The sequence below is a fragment of the Parabacteroides sp. AM17-47 genome (assembly GCF_003434625.1).
GTDB lineage: Bacteria > Bacteroidota > Bacteroidia > Bacteroidales > Tannerellaceae > Parabacteroides > Parabacteroides distasonis.
Genome location: NZ_QTLI01000017.1, coordinates 75,377 through 94,289 on the forward strand (window position 1 = coordinate 75,377; position 18,913 = coordinate 94,289).

Genomic DNA, 18,913 nt, shown 5'->3' on the forward strand with positions numbered 1-18,913 from the left:
AATCTCCCGGATAACTTAGAAAAACGGGCTAATCGCACGTTTATTAATAAAACGTACCATTAGCCCGTTTTGTTCAAGCCTTGGAGCTGTTTTTTCTACTTATCGAGACTTTCTTTCCATCTTTGGGCATAACTATGCAAAATAGATGCGATACCCTCTCCGATCCGGACATAATCTTCCCGTTTAAGGTTGGCTAAAGATGCGCGGATAGACCACTCGGGAGCATCAAAACCTCCTCCGTTCAGTAAAACCAAGGAAGTTTCCTGTGCCAGACGGAAAACGACATCCAGAGGTTCGTAATTCTTTTTTAGATATTCCACGAAATCATCCCCATAGAATTTCTTAGCCCAGACAAGCATATCGATCTCACTATAGTATCCCGCACGCAAAGGGTCGTCCAATAAGGTGAATCCGGTGCTTTCCCACAATGTGTGTAAACGCTCGTGGATCATATCCTGCATCCTTTTCTTATAGGTATTTTCCGCATCTAATAGAGCGAAAGACGCAAACAGAGACATTTGTGTTTGTTGTGGCAAGGAAAGACCGGCCGTATGATTCAAGGCTACTTGACGGCTATCGGCTACCATACGATCAATAAAGCGGATATCCTCGGGATGTAAGGATAGACTGCTATATCGTTTTTTTAGAAGCTCCTGTTTATCTCTTGGCAATTCACGGATCATCCGGTCGTAAATATTATCTTGATGTAAAGCGATTACCGCCAATCTCCATCCGGTTGCCCCGAAATATTTGGAGAAAGAGTAGACACATAACGTATTCTTTGGTAATTCGGCCATCATCGAGCGAAAATGCGGAATAAATGTCGCATACACATCATCCGTAATAATCATGAGGTTGGGATTGTCGTTCCGTACGATCTCAACGATCCTATTCATCAATGCTTTTGTCAATCCGTATGAAGGCGGGTTGCTCGGGTTTGTTATGAAAGCGGCTTTCACGCTAGGATCTTTCAGGACATCTAAATCCTTTTCTTGATATTGCCATGTGTGATAGCCGTCTTTTGTCATCTTCAAGGCTTTTATCTCTATGACATTAAAAAGATAACGAGCCTGTTCCGGAATCTCTATATAAGGAGTGAATACCGGAGCGAAGAGAACGATCTTGTCTCCCTTATTCAACAAGAAATTCTGTTGCAAGGAATCGAAGATATAACACATGGCGGCAGTTCCGCCCTCGGTAGCGAAAAGGTCGAATATTCCCTCAGGGGGCTGGTTATCACATAATTCTTGGTCTAAATAATCCCGCACGAGCATTTCCGTATATTTCAAGATACGATCGGGAACCGGATATTGATCACCAATGACACCTTCCGCCCATTCGTATACAAGCTCATTCTCATCTACACCTTTTTCCGTGACCAGATATTCATAGGTACCCTTCAATAAAGTAGCGCCGGGAGATTGCGCATGTTTCTTTAGAAACTGTACGAAGCGAGACGCGATCCTTTTGCGGTTGGGAACCCCTGCGGCTCCGGCCATCTCATCTGCCAATTCGGTTTCCCGCTGGCATTCCTCCAAGGCGAACTGCCCTAATAGGAAGAATGCCTCCCGTGGAACCGTACTGATCCAGTTTGGATTTCCCCTTCCTGCGTTCAGCATGATGTGCGTACTTTTACGAGCGCTCTCATCCGCTAACTCTATCAAGATGTTCTTTAGCTCGAAAGGGCTAATCTCCGACATCTTTTTCTCATATTCTCTCGTGACATGTATTTTCTTCTTGTCCATACATTATATATATTACATGATTAGCACAATAACGACACCCCAGATGATTAATAAAGTATTACCCACCGCATAGGTAACGGTATAGCCTAAGGCTGGAGTCTCACTTCCTACGGCATCTTCCACCGCTCCTAATGCGGCGGTTGTCGTACGTGAACCTGCCGTGCAACCTAAAGTGATAGCCGGATGGAACTTAAAAACGTAACGTCCCATCAGAATACCGATGATAAGCGGGATAGATGTCGCTAAAGCACCGATAATAAATAAACTTATACCGACTTCCTTCAATCCGGTCACGAAACTGGGACCCGCCGTGATACCGACTACGGCGATAAACATATTCAGTCCCAAATTATTTAATATCCAGACGGAAGGCTCCGGAATACGCCCGAAGGTCGGATGCTTGGAACGAAGCCATCCAAAGACGAGTCCGGCTATCAAAGCGCCGCCACTCGTACTCAGGCTGATCGGGACACCTCCGAAATGAATCGCGAGCGAACCTAAAATTCCCCCTAAGAAAATACCGATACCCACGAAAATCAAATCGGTCTGATTGGTTGGGCGATCGGGATATCCTAAAGTCGTAGCCGCTTTATTTACCTCTGATTTCATACCCACCAATTCCAACATATCACCGGAATCTATCACCGTAGCGGCCAAGACCGGGATATTGATACCCGCACGCCTTACGGACTTGATGCTAACACCATGCATAAACGATTGATTGCGTAAATAGCAGATCTTTTTCCCCACGTATTCCTTATGGATCACTAGTACGGGTAACGTCTCTGCCGGAAAATCGAGCAATTCAATGTCATTGACCTCGTCGCCAATCCAGTTCTCCTCTCCGATCACGAATTCCCGGCGACCGCTTAGAACAACCTCATTTCCGGTATGTAAAACCAAATCCGGTTTAACATTGGTTACTACATTATTAATACGGACACGCTCCACGAACAAATGCCGTCCCAATTGGTCTAAATACACCTCCAACTGCTTTACGCTTTTGCCATCCTTGAACCATTCATTACTAATCTTATAGGCCCGGAAAGTTACCGGACGGGCGGCAGGCATAAAGCCCGGTTGCTCGCTCTCGTCGTTATTTCCCATTTTAGCCTCTAGCTCTTTACACGCTTTTTTCACGTAGTCGAGTCCTCCTAAAAGACGTGGCCCGATATCACTCACTAACCATGCGGATCCTGCCGTACCGAAAATATAAGTTACCGCATAGGCCACGGGCATTACATTTACCATAGCGCTTTTATCCGTATCGCTAATATTCATCTGTCCGATCGTATCTTCGGCAACTCCTAATACTGCCGACATCGTCTGGGAGCCCGCCAATAATCCTGCGGCCTCGCCTGCGTTATATCCCATAAGTTTCGCTAACAAAAAAGGAACGATCAAACAAAATATACACATGACGGCGGCGAAAAGCATTTGAGGAAGACCTTCCTTTTTCAATCCCCGGAAGAACTGTGGCCCAACGCTATATCCTACAGCGAAGAGGAACATCAAGAAAAAGACGGACTTTAACGGTCCGCTTATATCGATTTTTAATTGCCCGATCAATACACCGACCAATAATACGCTGGTAACCGTTCCCAGCGTGAACTTCTTTATCTTAAACTTGCCAATCCAGAAACCGAGAGCTAAGGTTATGAAAATAGCTAGCTCCGGATAATGTTGAAGTAAATTAGTTATCCATTCCATATCTATTTATTTGATGTTAAACAAAAAAGATGCTATTGGAACAGGGATTCTTTGAAAGATGTTGTTACTTTTCGGGATTATTTATATAAATTTGCGACCGCTTAGGTGATAGAGTTTGTCTACCGACAACTCTATAAAAGGGAATCCGGTTAGAATCCGGAACAGTGCCCGCTACTGTGAAGCTCTTGAAAAGGAAAGCGTTCTGCTATGCCACTGTCTTAAGAAAGATGGGAAGGTTGCTTTCCGAGCCAGTCAGGAAACCTGCCAAGCGAAGTAATGATTAATTCCTCCCGGGGTCAGGAGCAATTAAGAGGATAGAAATATCACCTATATCCAAAAGATGTTGGAGACGGAATAATACGTTGTCTCCGTGGGATTGATATGTAATCTAATTATTAATATATTCATATGATGAGGAAACACTTACTATCTTTCTTCCTGCTGGTCATCAGCCTAGTTTGTCGTGCGCACGATGGCGAGAATTTTGTAGCATCCGATTTATTCGCCTCTTTACAACCGGGCGATAAGGCCGCTTTATTGATGGTACATTTTGGAACAACCCATGATGATACCCGTGCCTTGACAATCGACGCGATCAATCAAAAAGCGAAAGAAGCTTTCAAAGATGTTGAGTTGCGTGAGGCATGGACTTCTCGCATTGTAATGCGCCGCTTAAAAGCTCGTGGCGTAGAGAAACTGAACCCGATCGAGGCCTTGGAAAAATTAAAGACTGATGGTTATACACATGTCTTGATCCAATCCACGAATATAATCGAAGGTATCGAGATGGAATCCTTACGTAAGGATGTTGCCACCATGAAATCTTCTTTCAAGGAGATTCGTATCGGTAATCCTTTATTGTATACACCGGAGGATTATGAGGCGGTAATCGTCGCTATCACAAAAAATGGGGCGAAAGAAGGCGCTACTTTATTGGTAGGCCATGGCACTTATACTCCGGCGACGGCTCAATATGCCATGTTGGATTATATGTTGAAGGAGAAGGGATTCAAGGATTATTCCGTAGGAACCATCGAGGGCTATCCTACTTTTGATACGATGGTAGCCCAAGTAAAGGCCAATGGAACGAAGAAAGTCTTGTTGATGCCATTTATGTTTGTCGCCGGAGACCATGCGAAAAACGATATCGCCGGTGATTGGAAAGAGGAACTGGAAAAGAAAGGCTACGAGGTAAGCGTATTTATGGAAGGTCTGGGACAGAATCCGGATATTCAGAAGATCTTCATCGAACATGCCCGTTTCATGGCTAAACATAAGATGATCGATATCGTTGATAAGAAGAAAGCTTATGCGGTAGAGAAGGACTAAAAAAGTTCTCCAAATCTATGTTTTATTCCTTTCGGAAGAAAAAGTAATTCCTTCCGAAAGAAACTAAATTTTCATTCGAAGGAAAATGGAATTTCTTTCGAAAGGGATTTCACATGCATACAATAAACAGTTATAATGCTAAATATATGAAAAGAGTTTTGACAATCTTACCGTTGACAGCCTTATGTATCAGTACGATGCAGGCACAACACAAGAATGAGTACACGAATTTCGCCGATACGACATTCAATATTCAAGAAGTCGTAGCGACCGCCGCACGCAAGCCACGTCCACAAATCACGAAGTTGGACGTACCTATGAAATATCTTCCTATTTCAATTAATAGCATTACGGCGAGTAGTTTGGAGTTGCGAGGTATCCGTAATATCCAAGATGCGGTACGCTTTATGCCGGGCGTACGATTCCAGACATCTTATGGCGCATTTCAACAATTGTCGATCCGTGGTTTCGATCATTCTATCATGATGATAGACGGTATCCGCGATGAACGTTCGGCAATAAACAACTCTTATCCCGTACCCGATCTATCCTGTATCGAGTCTATTGAATTATTAAAGGGACCGGCTTCTGTACTTTACGGACATTCAGCCGTAGGTGGAACCTTGAATATCGTTCGTAAATCCCCGTCAGAGAAACAGAGCGTTAATGCTCGATTGGCCTACGGTAGTTACGAGAATAAAGAGGCGACACTTGGCATGGGCGGTAAATTGGTCGGTCCGGTCAATTATTACGCCAATGTCAACTTTTCCGATCAAGAGGGCTGGCGTGATAATGGCAACCGTCGCTTTTCCGGTTATCTGGCATTGCAAGCTAAAATGACGGAACGTGACATATTAGATGTTCGCGGAGGTTTTAACCGCGACTTCTATGGGACGGAGATCGGTCTTCCCGATTTAATGGCAAATGATGTATATAATGTGCAAACAGGACAGTTATATCTCCATAAAAATGAGATGCTACCGGGACTTGACCGTGAGGCTCGCTACAATAACGAGTCCGACTTTATGAAGAATCACGCATGGAACGTATCGACGCAATACACACATACTTTTTGGAACGGCGCGAAACTAACAGATCGCCTTTCTTACAATAACGACGATATCAACTATTTTGGGACGGAAGCCCTCGACTATCTCGAAAGTGATGATCCGATCTATGATCATTATTATATGAAAAACGGCCAGAAAAAATATATCTGTTTGGACAGTGTATATCTTTCTTTCCCGCTTCGCTTCTCCCATATAGCCAAGACGGTAGCCAATACGCTCGAGCTAAGCGGTAAATTCAGGACGGGTGAGATAAAGCATACGTATATGGGAGGTTACTCTTTCGTCGCCTTGAATCGTACCAGCTATTCGGGCTATAATTTAGGAGATGATGTTCAGGGTCCCGGCCTTTATTCGCATGTATCCGTTTATGATCCGCATAGCATGGGATATATGACCAGTAAATTCTCGAAAGCAACGGTTACGCATCATTATTCCAACAGCCTTTATCTTCAAGATATGGTTGAGTTCAACGAGCAATGGAAGGTATTAGCCGCTCTACGTTACGACTTTTTCCGTTATATGTCCGCCAGCGCTACAACTCCTACCGGACGACGTGAGTATGAGGAGCATTCAAGCTTCAATATGATAAAGAATAAGGCGTTGACTTATCGTTTCGGAGCGGTCTATCTGCCCCATCCGAATACATCCATTTATGCGTCTTTCGCCTCTTTCTTCAAGCCGATCCGTACGTTCTATCAAGATAACGTCATTTATGTAGGAGGTGATGGAAATCGTTTCGAGCCTGCTCGCAATGAGGAAGTATTTAAGCCGGAGAAAGGATACCAAGCCGAGGTGGGGCTTAAATATCAATTGAACAATATATTAAGCGCCAATGCCAGCTTGTTCTATATCCGGAAGATGAACAGTACGGCTACGTTGACCAACAACTATCAAGAGGAGGTAAACGGCGAGACTACCACGATGAGCGTAATCGGACAGGTGGGTGTACAAGATTCCAAGGGTTTTGATTTTGATGTCACTCTTTCTCCAGTAAGCACCTTAGCGCTGACGATCGGTTATGGATTGAACGACTCCAAGATCCGGGAGATGAAAGAAATAAAGGATCCGGAATTGATCGAGGCTATCTATGGCAATAACCCGGATGAGACAAAGCTACAATTGAATAGCCAAGAAGGAAACTGGCAGAGCAACGTACCGAACCAGACTTTCTACGCATACGGCAGTTATACCATCCCTCGGGGTGTCTTGAAGAATCTGGAATTTCACTTGAGTAGCAGTTATACCGGTAAAGTATACCGTAATACGTCAAACAACTCTTGGTTCGATCCGTATTGGGTAACCGATTTCGGTATGTCTTATTTGTTGAACAACAATATCCACCTAACGTTCAACTTGAATAACTTGTTTGACAACAATTATTATAACCAAGCGCTCGGACAACAGATGGTGCCAAGCATGCCTCGTAATTTCCAAGTGGCTATCTCCTATACATTATAATATATAGAACATACGCTCATGAATCTATTGACAAAGATCATGCAATTTATACACAGGATACTGGGCACGGCGCTCAGTATCCTGTTCCTCGTTTGGTTCCTATCGGGATTGGTAATGATCTACCATACGTTCCCGCGAGCGGACCGGGCCGATAAACGGGCGAAGATGGATATTCTCTCTCCGGAGAATCTTCCTTCGTTAGACCAGATAGAGAAACGTTTACCGCAGAACGAGCGGATAAGCCATGTTACCTTAAACAGCTATTTGGGACAAACTGTTTTTCATCTCCGGACGGAGAAAGGGAGCTATGATATTCCTGCCGACTCGACGGAAAGATTACCCGTAATCGACTGGAATCATATCCAACGTGTGGCATCACTATGGAATACCTCTTCCATAGCGAAGGTAGATTCCTTGTACACCTTGGACCAATGGATTCCATTCGGTCGTTTAAAAGAGGAATTTCCGATCTATAAATTCCATTTCGCCGATCCGGAACGACATGAATTATACATATCCTCTAAATCCGGGGAGGTTTTGCAATATACGGATAAAAACAGTCGTTTCTGGGCTTGGCTCGGGGCGATCCCTCATTGGGTCTATTTCACTTCCTTGCGGCAAGACGCTGAATTATGGATAAAGGTAGTTGTCTGGTTATCCGGAATCGGGTGCGTTATGTGTATCGCCGGGATCTATTTAGGAATACGGGATTTCCGGTTAGCGAGGAGACGTCATTTGATTTCCCCTTATAAGAAGTTCTGGTATAAATGGCATCATATTCTTGGGGTGTTATTCGGTTTATTCGTCCTCACCTTCTGCTTTAGTGGTATGATGTCTTTGGCTCGTGTACAGGATTGGGGGTTGAAAGCCAAGCTCGATATAAACCCGGTTCAAGAACTGCGGAAGATGGCTCCTTCCCCACTCGATTATCCGTTGGATTACAGGGCGGTCATACAAGCCTATCCCGGCCAGATCCGTCAATTGGAATGGAGTAGTTTTGGTGATATACCCTTTTACATCGTACAAACAGACACGAAGGATATTGTCGTGAACGCAAATAAGAGTGACGGGATATCTTTATTGAACCTGCGACCGGAAGAAATCCGTTCCGTATTGTCTCAGATACATGGTATCGGGACCACGGCTGATATCAAACTGTTGGATGCTTATGATACGTATTATATCTCACGAAAAAGGAATTTAGAACTCCCGGTCTGGAAAGTATCTATTCAAGACGTGGATAATAGTTGTTATTACATTAATCCCCGTAATGGACAATACCGTTATGTAAATACGCCGTCTCGTTGGAACCATTGGATGTATCCGGCATTGCATAGCTTGAATCTGAAATTCTTGGTAGATCATCCGGTCTTATGGAATATCGTGATGTGGGGAACCATGTTGGGAGGCACGTTCGTTTCCTTATCCGGTGTATGGCTTGCGATAAAATATATCAGGCGAAAAGCGAGAAGAAAGAAGTAAAGCCTGTATATTTGTATTATATTTATTGAGAACATTGTATTATAAAATAGATTTGAATGAATAAAGGCAAGATTATAGTCGCCGGAATCGGCCCCGGTAGCGAGGCCGATATAACGCCTGCGGTTTTGGCCGCTATCCAAAGCTCGGATGTCATCATAGGATATAAATATTATTTCCGTTTTATCACCCACTTGCTTCGTGAGGGAACGGAATGTATAGATACAGGTATGAAACGTGAGCAAGCTCGTGCCGAGCAAGCTTTCGCTTATGCCAACGAGGGAAAGACGGTTTGCGTGATCAGTTCCGGTGACGCCGGTATTTATGGCATGACTCCTCTGATTTATGAGATGAAGAAAGAATCCGGAAGCGAGATCGAGATCGAGTCGTATCCGGGCATCAGCGCTTTCCAGAAAGCTGCGTCCTTGCTTGGCGCTCCTATCGGACATGATTTCTGTGTGATTTCCCTCTCAGACTTGATGACTCCTTGGGAACTGATCGAGAAACGGATTCACGCGGCGGCCATGGCCGATTTTGTTACGGCGATCTATAATCCAAAAAGCGAGGGACGTTATTGGCAACTCTATCGTTTAAAAGAATTGTTCCTGCAAGAACGCAAGCCGGAGACTCCGGTCGGTTATGTACGTCAGGCCGGACGGGAGGAGCAAGAAGTATTCGTCACTACGCTCGCAGATCTGGACCCCGAGCAGATCGATATGTTTACGGTAGTCTTGATCGGAAACTCACAAACATATCTTTCCGGGAATCATATGATCACTCCCCGGGGATATTATGGCGAGATCAAACAAAAGAAAATGGATACGGGTATCGGACAGGACATCATGATCCGTAGTTTCCGTACGATCGAGAAGGAATTGAAAAACCAAGAGATCCCGTTGGATAAGAAATGGGCGTTACTCCATGCCATTCATACGACGGCCGATTTCGATATGGAAAATATCCTTTATGCCGACCCGGATGCTGTCTCTACATTATATAATAAGATCAGCGGCGGGGAAGTTCCTACGATCATCACCGATGTCACGATGGCTGCTTCCGGCATTCGTAAGGGAGCTCTGCAACGTCTGGGTGTCGAAGTGAAATGCTACCTTCAAGACGAGCGGGTCGCTGAGATGGCTTCGAGCAAAGGAATTACCCGTACTCAAGCCGGTATTCGTCGGGCCGTGGAAGAGCATCCGACCGCTCTGTTTGTCTTCGGGAACGCCCCGACCGCCCTTATGGAATTATGCGATTTAATACGTAAAGGTAAAGCCACTCCAGCTGGCATTATCGCGGCTCCGGTAGGTTTCGTACATGTGCAGGAATCCAAACATATGGTGAAACCTTTTATCGGTATACCGAAACTAATCGTGGAAGGTCGTAAAGGAGGTAGTAATTTAGCGGCTACGCTAGTGAATGCCATCCTTTGTTTTAATGACGCAGAACAATTAAAGCCGGGAAGAGACGTATGAACCGATTTTATGTCATAGGGCTGGATGATAATATGCGGCAATACTTTCCGCCGGAGATATTGGAGATAATCTCGTCCCACCGGGTGTTCTCCGGAGGCGTGCGGCATCATGAGATCGTACGTTCGCTCTTGCCCGAGAAAGCGGACTGGATCGATATAAAAGTCCCGTTGGACGAGGTCTTCGATCGCTATCGTTCGTACGACGGTCGGGAAAGCATCGTTGTATTCGCTTCCGGAGATCCTTTGTTTTTCGGATTCGCCGTTACGATTCAAAACCGATTGCCGGATGCGCAAATCCGCCTGTACCCGTCATTTAATTCCTTGCAACTCTTGGCACAAAATCTATTGATGCCTTACCACGATATGCGGATCGTCTCCCTTACCGGACGGCCTTGGCACGAGTTCGATCGTGCCTTGATCGAAAGTGCGTCTAAGATAGGCGTGCTCACGGATCGGGAACATACGCCTACGACTATCGCTCGCCGGATGCTGGAATACGGCTATGATAATTATACCATGTTCGTGGGAGAACGGTTAGGAAATACCGAACGGCAGAGCATCCGCCAATTCAGTATACAAGCCGCGGCAATGAATAATTTCGTTCATCCGAATTGCTTGATTCTCCGGAAAGAGCGTGACGGGCATTCCCGTAAGTTCGGCCTGCCGGATTTCGCGTTCGAGCATTTGAGCGGGCGGGAGAAGATGATAACCAAAATGCCGATCCGTTTGTTATCTTTAAGCATGCTGGATCTGAGAAACCGGGAACGTTTTTGGGATATCGGCTTTTGCACGGGTTCTGTCTCGATAGAGGCTAAATTGCTGTTCCCGCATTTGCATATCACGAGTTTTGAGATCCGGGAAGAGGGACGAAAGTTAATGACTGAGAATTGCCGTCGTTTTGGGACTCCGGGTATCGAGGCTATAATCGGAGATTTCTTATCGGTGGATTTATCAGCGTTGGAGGCTCCGGATGCAATCTTTATCGGCGGACATGGCGGGAAATTAGTGGAGATCCTTATGGTAGTTTCCAAAAAGATGAAAGAGAGCGGTGTCATCGTCTTCAACTCCGTATCCGACGAAAGCAAAGCGCTTTTAGAGGAAGCGGTCCGCCAAACCGGTCTTCGGATATCCGCCCAAACCCGTATCACGATTGATGATTTTAATACGATTACCGTGAATGTTATTTATAAATTATGAGTACAATATCAATTATTCCAATATCCGATAGTAGCCGGGTGCTTGCTGAGCGAATTCTTGCTTCTTATCCCGAGGCGAAGATCTTACCATTCGGCTCTTTCTCAAAAGAGGTTTTTCACGAATCCAGTAGTTTGGTATTTATAGGAGCGATGGGAATTTGCGTACGCAGTATCGCTCCCTTCGCGGAAGATAAACATACCGATCCGGCCGTGGTTTGTATAGATAGTACCGGCAAATACGTGATTCCTGTCTTATCCGGACATATCGGTGGAGCGAACGATCTTTCCAAAGAGTTAGCGAACCTATTAGGAGCCGAAGCGATTATTACGACACAAAGCGACAACGCAAACCTATGGGCGCTCGATACATTAGGGAAGAAATACGATTGGACCTTGATCGTCAAAGATAGCAATGCCGCCATCTCCACTTTTGTCAATGGAAAACCGACAGCGCTACTCCTTGATATACGAGATAAAGGAACGGATTATTTGGAGCGTACGGTCCCGTCTCATGTCTCTATCTTTTATTCCTTCGAGGCGATACCGCAGCAAGACTATGAGTTATTGATGATCGTCAGTCCCCAACAATACGATACTTCCATCCCTACGATCACCTATATACCGAAAGTCCTCCACCTAGGAATGGGTTGCCGCAAGGATATGCAAGGCGATCCTACGGTCGTTTACGAACATATTAAAGATGTATTGCGTGATAAACGCCTATATCCGGAAGCTTTGGCGGATGTAAATACAATCGATTTAAAGAAATGCGAACCGGTGCTGACATTACTGGCTTATGGAGTTATGGAATGCCCTTTCCACACCTATACATCGGAGGAGCTGAAAGATATCCCGGTACCCAATCCCTCGGAGAAAGTACTGGAGGTAACCGAATCCCCAAGTGTATCGGAAGCTTCCGCCATTTATGCGGCTCATGGCGGTCCGCTTTTGGTCGAGAAGCAAAAAGCGGATTTAGGGAAAGGAAATGAATATACCTTTGCCGTAGCGTTAGATCGGACGGCCTGCCGCAAGGGACATATCGAGATCGTAGGAGCCGGTCCCGGCGATCCGGACTTGATCTCTATCCGCGGACGGCAAATGTTGGAGAAAGCGGATTTGATCCTGTATGCAGGAAGCCTCGTCCCGAAAGAACTTACCTTATGCGCGAAGGCAGGCGCTACGGTGCGAAGCTCGGCGGATATGAATCTGGAAGAACAGTTCGCGTTGATGAAAGAGTTTTATGATAAAGGATTGTTTGTCGTTCGTTTGCACACGGGCGATCCTTGCATCTATGGAGCTATTCAAGAGCAAATGAATTACTTTGATCAATACGGGATGGATTATCATATCACTCCGGGTATTTCCTCTTTCCAAGCCGCCGCCGCCGCTCTTTATTCCCAGTTCACGATTCCGGAGAAAGTACAAACGATCATCCTCACTCGTGGCGAAGGACGTACGCCCATGCCTGAGAAAGAGCAACTGCACAAACTGGCTCAAAGCCAAAGTACGATGTGTATCTTCTTAAGCGCCGGTGTCGTAGAGAAGGTCCAAGAGGAATTATTGCGACATTACGCTCCAACCACTCCGGTAGCCGCTTGCTATAAATTGACATGGAAAGACGAGCGGATCTACCGTGGGCAACTGAAAGATCTCGCGAAAATCGTAAAAGAGAATCATCTTACACTGACAACATTACTTGTCGTCGGGGATGCCATCGATAATCGCAAGGGTCTATCCCGCTTATATGCGGATGAATTCAAACATCTTTTCCGTAAGTAATGATACTGATCCTTGGAGGAACGACAGAAGGCCGTGTGGCTGTGCGGGTAGCGGACGAGGCAGCCGCTACCTATTACTATTCTACGAAAGGAACTTTGCAATCCATTGAATGTGCGCATGGAATCCGTTTGACCGGAGCCATGAATGCGGAGGAAATGGAGTGTTTTTGTCGTGACCACGCGATTAAGCTATTGATTGATGCGGCACACCCTTTCGCTCAAGTGTTACACCAAACGATCGAAAAAGTATCGAAATGTTTACAGATTCCGGTGATCCGTTACGAACGTCGGTATCCACCTCGTGATGAGGACTTGATTTGGTGCGATAGTTATGCAGACGCAATTCACCAAATGGAAAACAAAGGTATCCAACGGCTACTTGCCCTCAGTGGCGTGAACACCCTTGCCCCGCTCCGCCCTTATTGGCGATCGCATACCACTTGGTTCCGTATATTGGAGCGGGAGGAATCTTTGTCGTTGGCCGAGAAGCAGGGCTTCCCCCAAGAACGTCTGGTTTTCTATCGAGAAGGTGAGGATGAGTTAAAGTTGTTGGAGCAACTCCATCCGGATGCGATCTTGACAAAGGAAAGTGGTTTCTCCGGCTATTTTACGGATAAAGTGAACGCTGCCCGCCAATTCGGAATACCAGTATTTGTCGTGAAGCGTCCCGCATTACCGGAAACTTTCTACCGAGTGTATGGTGAAGACGGATTGCGCAAACAAATCGAACGCCTATTACCCGAATTCTTTCCCTTGAAAAGCGGATATACGACCGGAGCTTGTGCTACCGCCGCCGCAAAAGCCGCTTTATTGGCCTTATTATCACGGAAGGAACAAACAGAAAGCCAGATAACATTACCCTCGGGAGAACAGATAACGTTGCCGGTAGCCTATACCGAATGGGCCGGGTGTTCCGCCACCTGTACCGTGATCAAGGAGTCTGGGGATGATCCGGACGTGACGAATCATAGCCGGATCCGGGTTACTGTTCAATTATCTCTCGATGTATCCGGTTGTGCCATCGCCGTGGCAGAGTCGTGCCACGGTGATGGCACAGCTGTGCCAAGCCGATGGCACAAGCGTGCCACGGTAATGGCACAAGAAGAATATTGTCAAGAAACAGAAAGCGACGATACGGGAAGAGTCATCTTCCAAGCAGGTGAAGGAGTCGGAACCGTGACCCTTCCGGGACTCGGCTTGAAAGTCGGCGGCCCGGCTATAAACGCCACGCCCCGTAAGATGATCCGGCAAGAGCTGATTCCACTCCTGCCCTCACCCGATTCCGTCGCTATTGTCACGGTCTCGGTTCCCGGTGGCGAGGAGTTGGCGAAACGTACCTTCAATCCGAAACTTGGAATTATCGGGGGAATCTCCATTATCGGGACATCCGGAATCGTGCGTCCTTTCTCATCGGACGCTTTTATCGCCTCGATACGGAAAGAAGCCAGTGTCGCCAAAGCGATAGGTTGCGAGACGTTGGTTATTAATTCCGGGGCGAAGAGTGAACGCTACCTTCGGAGCTTATACGCTTCTTTGCCTCCACAATCATTCGTCCATTATGGGAACTTTATCGGAGAGACGCTAAAGATCGCTGCCGATTTAGGTTTCAAGCAGGTTATCTTAGGTATCATGATCGGCAAGGCGGTGAAACTTGCGGAAGGTTTCCTGGATACACACAGCAAAAAAGTCGTCATGAACAAAGGCTTCCTTCAAGATGTAGCGAAAGAAGCAAAATGCGAGGAGGCGACCGTAGATGCAATCAATCGGATTACGTTGGCCCGTGAATTATGGGAGCTTCTTGCGGAAAAAGAACAAAATCGTTTCTTCCCATTACTTTTACAAAAATGTAAATCGTATTGCGCTCCTATCCTTCCCGACGGCGAACTAACCTTGCTGTTAATATCCGAAGAGGGCAAGGTCTTGTACCAATCTTAGCTGTAGAGACGCAGCGCGCACGCTACGTCTCTACACCCCCCAGACTGTAATAGCATTTCTTTTTAGCTGTTTATTCTTTTTTATTAGGGATTCTTTAAGAATACATATTAGGAGGATTTCGTACTTTTGCCCTCTAAATATTGATTAAAATAATGTTTAGATATCTTTTAATTTATATGGCCTGCCTTCTATTCGCCTTTTCCGTAAAGGCGCAAGGCATTTCCAATGACACGATTCCGAAAGAAGTGCTGATGCTGGATGGTAAGCCTATGACCGAAAAGCAAATACAACGTTATCATAAACAATTACATAAAGACTCCATACGGGCCAACAAAAGGATCTGGTGGTCTATCCTTGGCGGACCGTCTTACACGCCGGAAGCCTCCTTTGGCGTAGGTGGCGCGGTTTTGGCTAGCTTTCGCTTAAACAAGAATGATACGATATCCCAACGATCGTTTATCCCTGCGGGATTTAATATTACCTTAAACGGGACGTTCGTTTTTGCCGGTGCCGGTACCTTATTCTTCAACGAGAATCGCTTCCGTATTTATATCAGTTACGGTTATCGGAACGAACCTTCGCATTATTTCGGGAAAGGCTATGAGACGATCGAGCAAATCGAGAAGAGCGACTCGACAACGAAATTCCATAAGAGTTCTTTCCAACTATATCCCCGTTTCGTATGGGAAGTTAGGCCTCATTTATATACGGGTCCTCTTTTTGATATTAATTTCAGCAAATCAGATGATATCAACCCGGTGATGGCCGAAGATCCTTATTTCAATAAGTTCAAACGAGATTATGTCAATATCGGTGTCGGCGGCTTGATTCAATACGATACACGAAATGACGTGGCGACCCCAAGTTCCGGTATGTTACTAAGCGCGATCGCTAAAGTGTATGGAAAGTATTTAGGCGGTGCATATAATTATGAGATGTTCGAGTTAGAATACCGCCAATTCCAGCAAGTATTTCGTCCTCGTAGCACCTTGGCATGGATCGCCAAGACACAAATCGGTGTGGGAAACGTTCCTTTTACGGAGCTTCCTTCGTTTGGCTCTCCTTTCGATCTTCGCGGATACTATTGGGGCAAGTACCGTGACAAGACCATGGCGTATGGGATTCTGGAGTATCGTCATATGTTCGGCAGCGTGGAGAAATATAAGAGCGGTAATTTCTGGGCGAAGTGTGGTTTTGTTGGCTGGGTCGGCACGGGTACGATCGGAAACGCTCCTATCGTAGACTGGAATAAATGGAAGTTCAACTACGGCGTAGGCTTACGTATCCAAATGCAACCCGGCAAGAACTTCCGCCTAGACGTAGGCAAAGACCCGAACCAAAAAGGGATGGCGGTTTATATGAATATGACGGAAGCCTTCTAAAACCAGAAGGCTCCCGTCTACGATTTATGGAAGTATAACCTTGCGTTAAAATTATCGTTTAAAAGCCGGAAATATCTTAATATCGATTTTTTTCACTAAGTTTGCGTCGTCGAAGGGGTGCCATACTATATGGGCTGAGATCATACCCTTACTACTTGATGCGGGTAATGCCGCCGTAAGAAAAACGAATGTTAGATGGATAAAAATGAAACGTACCGTTATCCGGTAGCTTTAACGATCGCGGGCTCTGATAGTGGCGGTGGTGCCGGAATACAAGCGGATATTAAGACTTTTTCCTCGCTGGGGGTTTTTGGAGCCTCGGCGATAACGGCTATAACCGCTCAAAACACACAGGGAGTGCGAGGGATCCAAGCGATCTCTCCCGAGATTTTGAGAGGACAAATCGAAGCTATTCTTGAGGATTTCATCGTAGATGCCGTAAAAATAGGGATGCTACATAACAAGGATGCCGTAAAGGTCGTATCTGAAACTTTACCTTCCTTCCAACAGACTTCTATCATTTTAGATCCAGTGATGATATCCACGAGCGGAAGTAAATTATTGGAGGATGACGCCATCCGAACCATCATGGATGAGTTGTTCCCTAAAGCGACACTGCTTACTCCGAATATTCCCGAGACGGAATATCTTTCCGGTATAAAAATCAATAACGAGGCGGATATCTTACTTGCCGCCCGGAAATTGCAGGAAAAAGGATGTAACGCTCTATTGATCAAGGGGGGGCATATTCCCGGAGTAGAAACGGTGGATCGGTTATTTATCAATGAGAATAATCCGATTTGTCTGGTCTCGCCAACAGTGGAGACCTTCAATACCCATGGAACGGGCTGTACGCTATCGTCCGCCATCGCCGCTTATATGGCACTCGGCCATTCATTGGTGGAAGCCGTACGATTAGCCAAGGAATATATGAATAACGCGCTCGTTCACGGGGCAAATGTATGCATGGGAAAAGGGCACGGACCTGTAAACCACTTCTTCTCACCCTCTGCCCTTCATAAAATCCGATGGAATCATGAATAAGCTGGTCGTAATTACTACACCTTATTTTTTCGCGGATGAAGCTTCTTTGATCGAACTTCTATTTGCGGAAGGAATGTCTCGTTTACATCTACGTAAACCGGATTGTAAACGTGATGAATTGGAGGGCTTATTGGATAACATCTCTCCGGCCTATTACGACAGGATCGTTCTTCATGATTGGTTTACCTTGGCAGAAGAAAGGGCTTTAGGAGGAGTCCATTTGAACAAGAGGAACCCGGAAGCTCCACCTTTATATAAAGGCAGTATAAGTCGTTCTTGCCATAGTCTGGAAGAGATTATCGAGTATAAACCGGTATGCGACTATGTATTCCTTAGCCCGATCTTTCAGAGTATATCCAAAGAAGGATATGGTAGCGGATTCCCCTTAGATGGATTGCGAAACGCGAAGGGCATCATCGATGATAAGGTGATTGCCTTGGGAGGAATCTGCCCGCAGACAATAACGAAATTAAAAGATATCCCCTTCGGCGGTGTCGCCGTTCTCGGAGCCCTTTGGGGAAACGATCCCTCCCTTCTAGTCGCGGATCAACTCATAAAACAATTCAAACGATTACAAGTATGGCCTTAAATTATTATTTCGGATATGATGAGAATGGAAGAGTCGGTCGGAGAACAACCGGATTACGCCCCCCTTTTGGTGGAAACAATCGCTTGATGTTTATAACGCATCGTACGCCTAAATATACGGAATGCGACGAGGTACGCATGGCAATCCAAGGAGGGTGCTCATGGATACAGTTGCGCATGAAGGATGGGATTTATGAGGATACCGTACGTACATGTGCCACTATCTGCGCGGAAGAATGTGAGCGAATCGTGGATTTCTGCGTAAACGATGATCTGGAGGCTGCCGTGACATGTGGCGCTACGGCTTGTCATCTGGGTAAGAATGATATGCCCTTGGATATCGCTTGGGAAGTACTGAAAGACAAGTTGGATTCCAATGCCATCTTCTATATCGGGGCTACGGCTAACACGTTCGAGGATATCCGGCTGGCCGTAGAACGAGGCGCCTCGTATATCGGACTAGGGCCGTATCGCTTTACGGGTACCAAGAAGAATTTGAGTCCCATCTTAGGTCTGGAAGGTTATCGTAAAATTATCGCTCAATGCAAGGAGGCTGGCATTGATATTCCTATCTTCGCGATAGGTGGTATTACGCTGGAAGACGTAGGCCCTTTGATGGAGACGGGTATAACCGGAATCGCTGTTTCGGGCGCGATTATCAATGCCCCCGATCCCGTGGAGGAAACCCGCCGGTTTATAGAGGAAATCAATAAGTACTAAACTAAATA

Annotated in this window: 13 protein-coding genes and 2 riboswitches; of the genes, 11 read left to right on the plus strand and 2 right to left on the minus strand. The window is 45.9% G+C overall.

The genetic code is table 11. From position 1 onward, the window contains the following. Positions 1–95: 95 nt before the first annotated feature. Positions 96–1,745 (minus strand): bifunctional aspartate transaminase/aspartate 4-decarboxylase, encoded by a 1,650-nt coding sequence (locus tag DW205_RS14655; protein WP_005862319.1) that lies wholly within the window; start codon positions 1,743–1,745, stop codon positions 96–98. Positions 1,746–1,757: 12 nt separating this feature from the next. Beyond that, complete coding sequence (gene aspT / locus DW205_RS14660; protein WP_005862320.1) at positions 1,758–3,455, minus strand: aspartate-alanine antiporter; 1,698 nt, start codon at positions 3,453–3,455, stop codon at positions 1,758–1,760. Positions 3,456–3,541: 86 nt separating this feature from the next. Continuing rightward, positions 3,542–3,739, plus strand: a riboswitch (cobalamin riboswitch). A 127-nt stretch (positions 3,740–3,866) separates the two neighbouring features. Between aspT and DW205_RS14665 the strand changes: the two genes are divergently transcribed. From DW205_RS14665 to DW205_RS14715, 11 genes are all read left to right on the plus strand, one after another. Beyond that, complete coding sequence (locus DW205_RS14665; protein ID WP_005862321.1) at positions 3,867–4,784, plus strand: sirohydrochlorin cobaltochelatase; 918 nt, start codon at positions 3,867–3,869, stop codon at positions 4,782–4,784. A 146-nt stretch (positions 4,785–4,930) separates the two neighbouring features. Beyond that, positions 4,931–7,312: a TonB-dependent siderophore receptor gene (locus DW205_RS14670; RefSeq protein ID WP_005862322.1), complete on the plus strand. Its 2,382-nt coding sequence runs from the start codon at positions 4,931–4,933 to the stop codon at positions 7,310–7,312. An 18-nt stretch (positions 7,313–7,330) separates the two neighbouring features. After that, positions 7,331–8,794, plus strand: coding sequence for a PepSY domain-containing protein (locus DW205_RS14675; RefSeq protein ID WP_005862323.1), 1,464 nt, complete (start codon positions 7,331–7,333; stop codon positions 8,792–8,794). 56 nt (positions 8,795–8,850) lie between these two features. Then, the gene (cobJ, locus tag DW205_RS14680; RefSeq protein ID WP_005862324.1) at positions 8,851–10,263 is read left to right on the plus strand and encodes a precorrin-3B C(17)-methyltransferase; all 1,413 of its coding nucleotides are present in this window, start codon (positions 8,851–8,853) and stop codon (positions 10,261–10,263) included. Then, positions 10,260–11,459 carry a bifunctional cobalt-precorrin-7 (C(5))-methyltransferase/cobalt-precorrin-6B (C(15))-methyltransferase gene (locus DW205_RS14685; RefSeq protein WP_005862325.1) on the plus strand — a complete coding sequence of 400 codons (1,200 nt, stop codon included), beginning with the start codon at positions 10,260–10,262 and terminating at the stop codon, positions 11,457–11,459. Before cobJ ends, DW205_RS14685 begins: the two co-directional genes overlap by 4 nt. After that, entirely contained in the window at positions 11,456–13,237 is a 1,782-nt protein-coding gene (cobM, locus tag DW205_RS14690) for a precorrin-4 C(11)-methyltransferase (RefSeq protein ID WP_005862326.1), read from the plus strand. The genes DW205_RS14685 and cobM overlap by 4 nt, the downstream gene beginning before the upstream one ends. Then, a complete protein-coding gene (cbiD, locus tag DW205_RS14695) occupies positions 13,237–15,171 on the plus strand; it encodes a cobalt-precorrin-5B (C(1))-methyltransferase CbiD (protein ID WP_005862327.1) in 1,935 nt (644 codons plus the stop codon). Before cobM ends, cbiD begins: the two co-directional genes overlap by 1 nt. Before the next feature lie 152 nt (positions 15,172–15,323). Then, positions 15,324–16,553, plus strand: coding sequence for a BamA/TamA family outer membrane protein (locus DW205_RS14700; RefSeq protein WP_005862328.1), 1,230 nt, complete (start codon positions 15,324–15,326; stop codon positions 16,551–16,553). A 103-nt stretch (positions 16,554–16,656) separates the two neighbouring features. Beyond that, a riboswitch (TPP riboswitch) is annotated at positions 16,657–16,754 on the plus strand. Continuing rightward, complete coding sequence (thiD, locus tag DW205_RS14705; protein ID WP_005862329.1) at positions 16,749–17,597, plus strand: bifunctional hydroxymethylpyrimidine kinase/phosphomethylpyrimidine kinase; 849 nt, start codon at positions 16,749–16,751, stop codon at positions 17,595–17,597. Its footprint overlaps the riboswitch before it by 6 nt. After that, positions 17,590–18,186 (plus strand): thiamine phosphate synthase, encoded by a 597-nt coding sequence (locus tag DW205_RS14710; protein ID WP_005862330.1) that lies wholly within the window; start codon positions 17,590–17,592, stop codon positions 18,184–18,186. Before thiD ends, DW205_RS14710 begins: the two co-directional genes overlap by 8 nt. Then, complete coding sequence (locus tag DW205_RS14715) at positions 18,177–18,905, plus strand: thiamine phosphate synthase (RefSeq protein WP_005862331.1); 729 nt, start codon at positions 18,177–18,179, stop codon at positions 18,903–18,905. Before DW205_RS14710 ends, DW205_RS14715 begins: the two co-directional genes overlap by 10 nt. The last annotated feature ends 8 nt before the right edge of the window (positions 18,906–18,913 follow it).

Bases quoted from the DNA above. Each gene is read 5' to 3' on its own strand.
- DW205_RS14665 (WP_005862321.1), top strand. From the start codon at position 3,867: ATGAGGAAACACTTACTATCTTTCTTCCTGCTGGTCATCAGCCTAGTT.
- DW205_RS14685 (WP_005862325.1), top strand. From the start codon at position 10,260: ATGAACCGATTTTATGTCATAGGGCTGGATGATAATATGCGGCAATAC.
- DW205_RS14710 (WP_005862330.1), top strand. From the start codon at position 17,590: ATGAATAAGCTGGTCGTAATTACTACACCTTATTTTTTCGCGGATGAA.
- DW205_RS14675 (WP_005862323.1), top strand. From the start codon at position 7,331: ATGAATCTATTGACAAAGATCATGCAATTTATACACAGGATACTGGGC.
- cbiD (WP_005862327.1), top strand. From the start codon at position 13,237: ATGATACTGATCCTTGGAGGAACGACAGAAGGCCGTGTGGCTGTGCGG.
- DW205_RS14715 (WP_005862331.1), top strand. From the start codon at position 18,177: ATGGCCTTAAATTATTATTTCGGATATGATGAGAATGGAAGAGTCGGT.
- cobM (WP_005862326.1), top strand. From the start codon at position 11,456: ATGAGTACAATATCAATTATTCCAATATCCGATAGTAGCCGGGTGCTT.
- DW205_RS14670 (WP_005862322.1), top strand. From the start codon at position 4,931: ATGAAAAGAGTTTTGACAATCTTACCGTTGACAGCCTTATGTATCAGT.
- aspT (WP_005862320.1), bottom strand. From the start codon at position 3,455: ATGGAATGGATAACTAATTTACTTCAACATTATCCGGAGCTAGCTATT.
- DW205_RS14700 (WP_005862328.1), top strand. From the start codon at position 15,324: ATGTTTAGATATCTTTTAATTTATATGGCCTGCCTTCTATTCGCCTTT.
- thiD (WP_005862329.1), top strand. From the start codon at position 16,749: ATGGATAAAAATGAAACGTACCGTTATCCGGTAGCTTTAACGATCGCG.
- cobJ (WP_005862324.1), top strand. From the start codon at position 8,851: ATGAATAAAGGCAAGATTATAGTCGCCGGAATCGGCCCCGGTAGCGAG.
- DW205_RS14655 (WP_005862319.1), bottom strand. From the start codon at position 1,745: ATGGACAAGAAGAAAATACATGTCACGAGAGAATATGAGAAAAAGATG.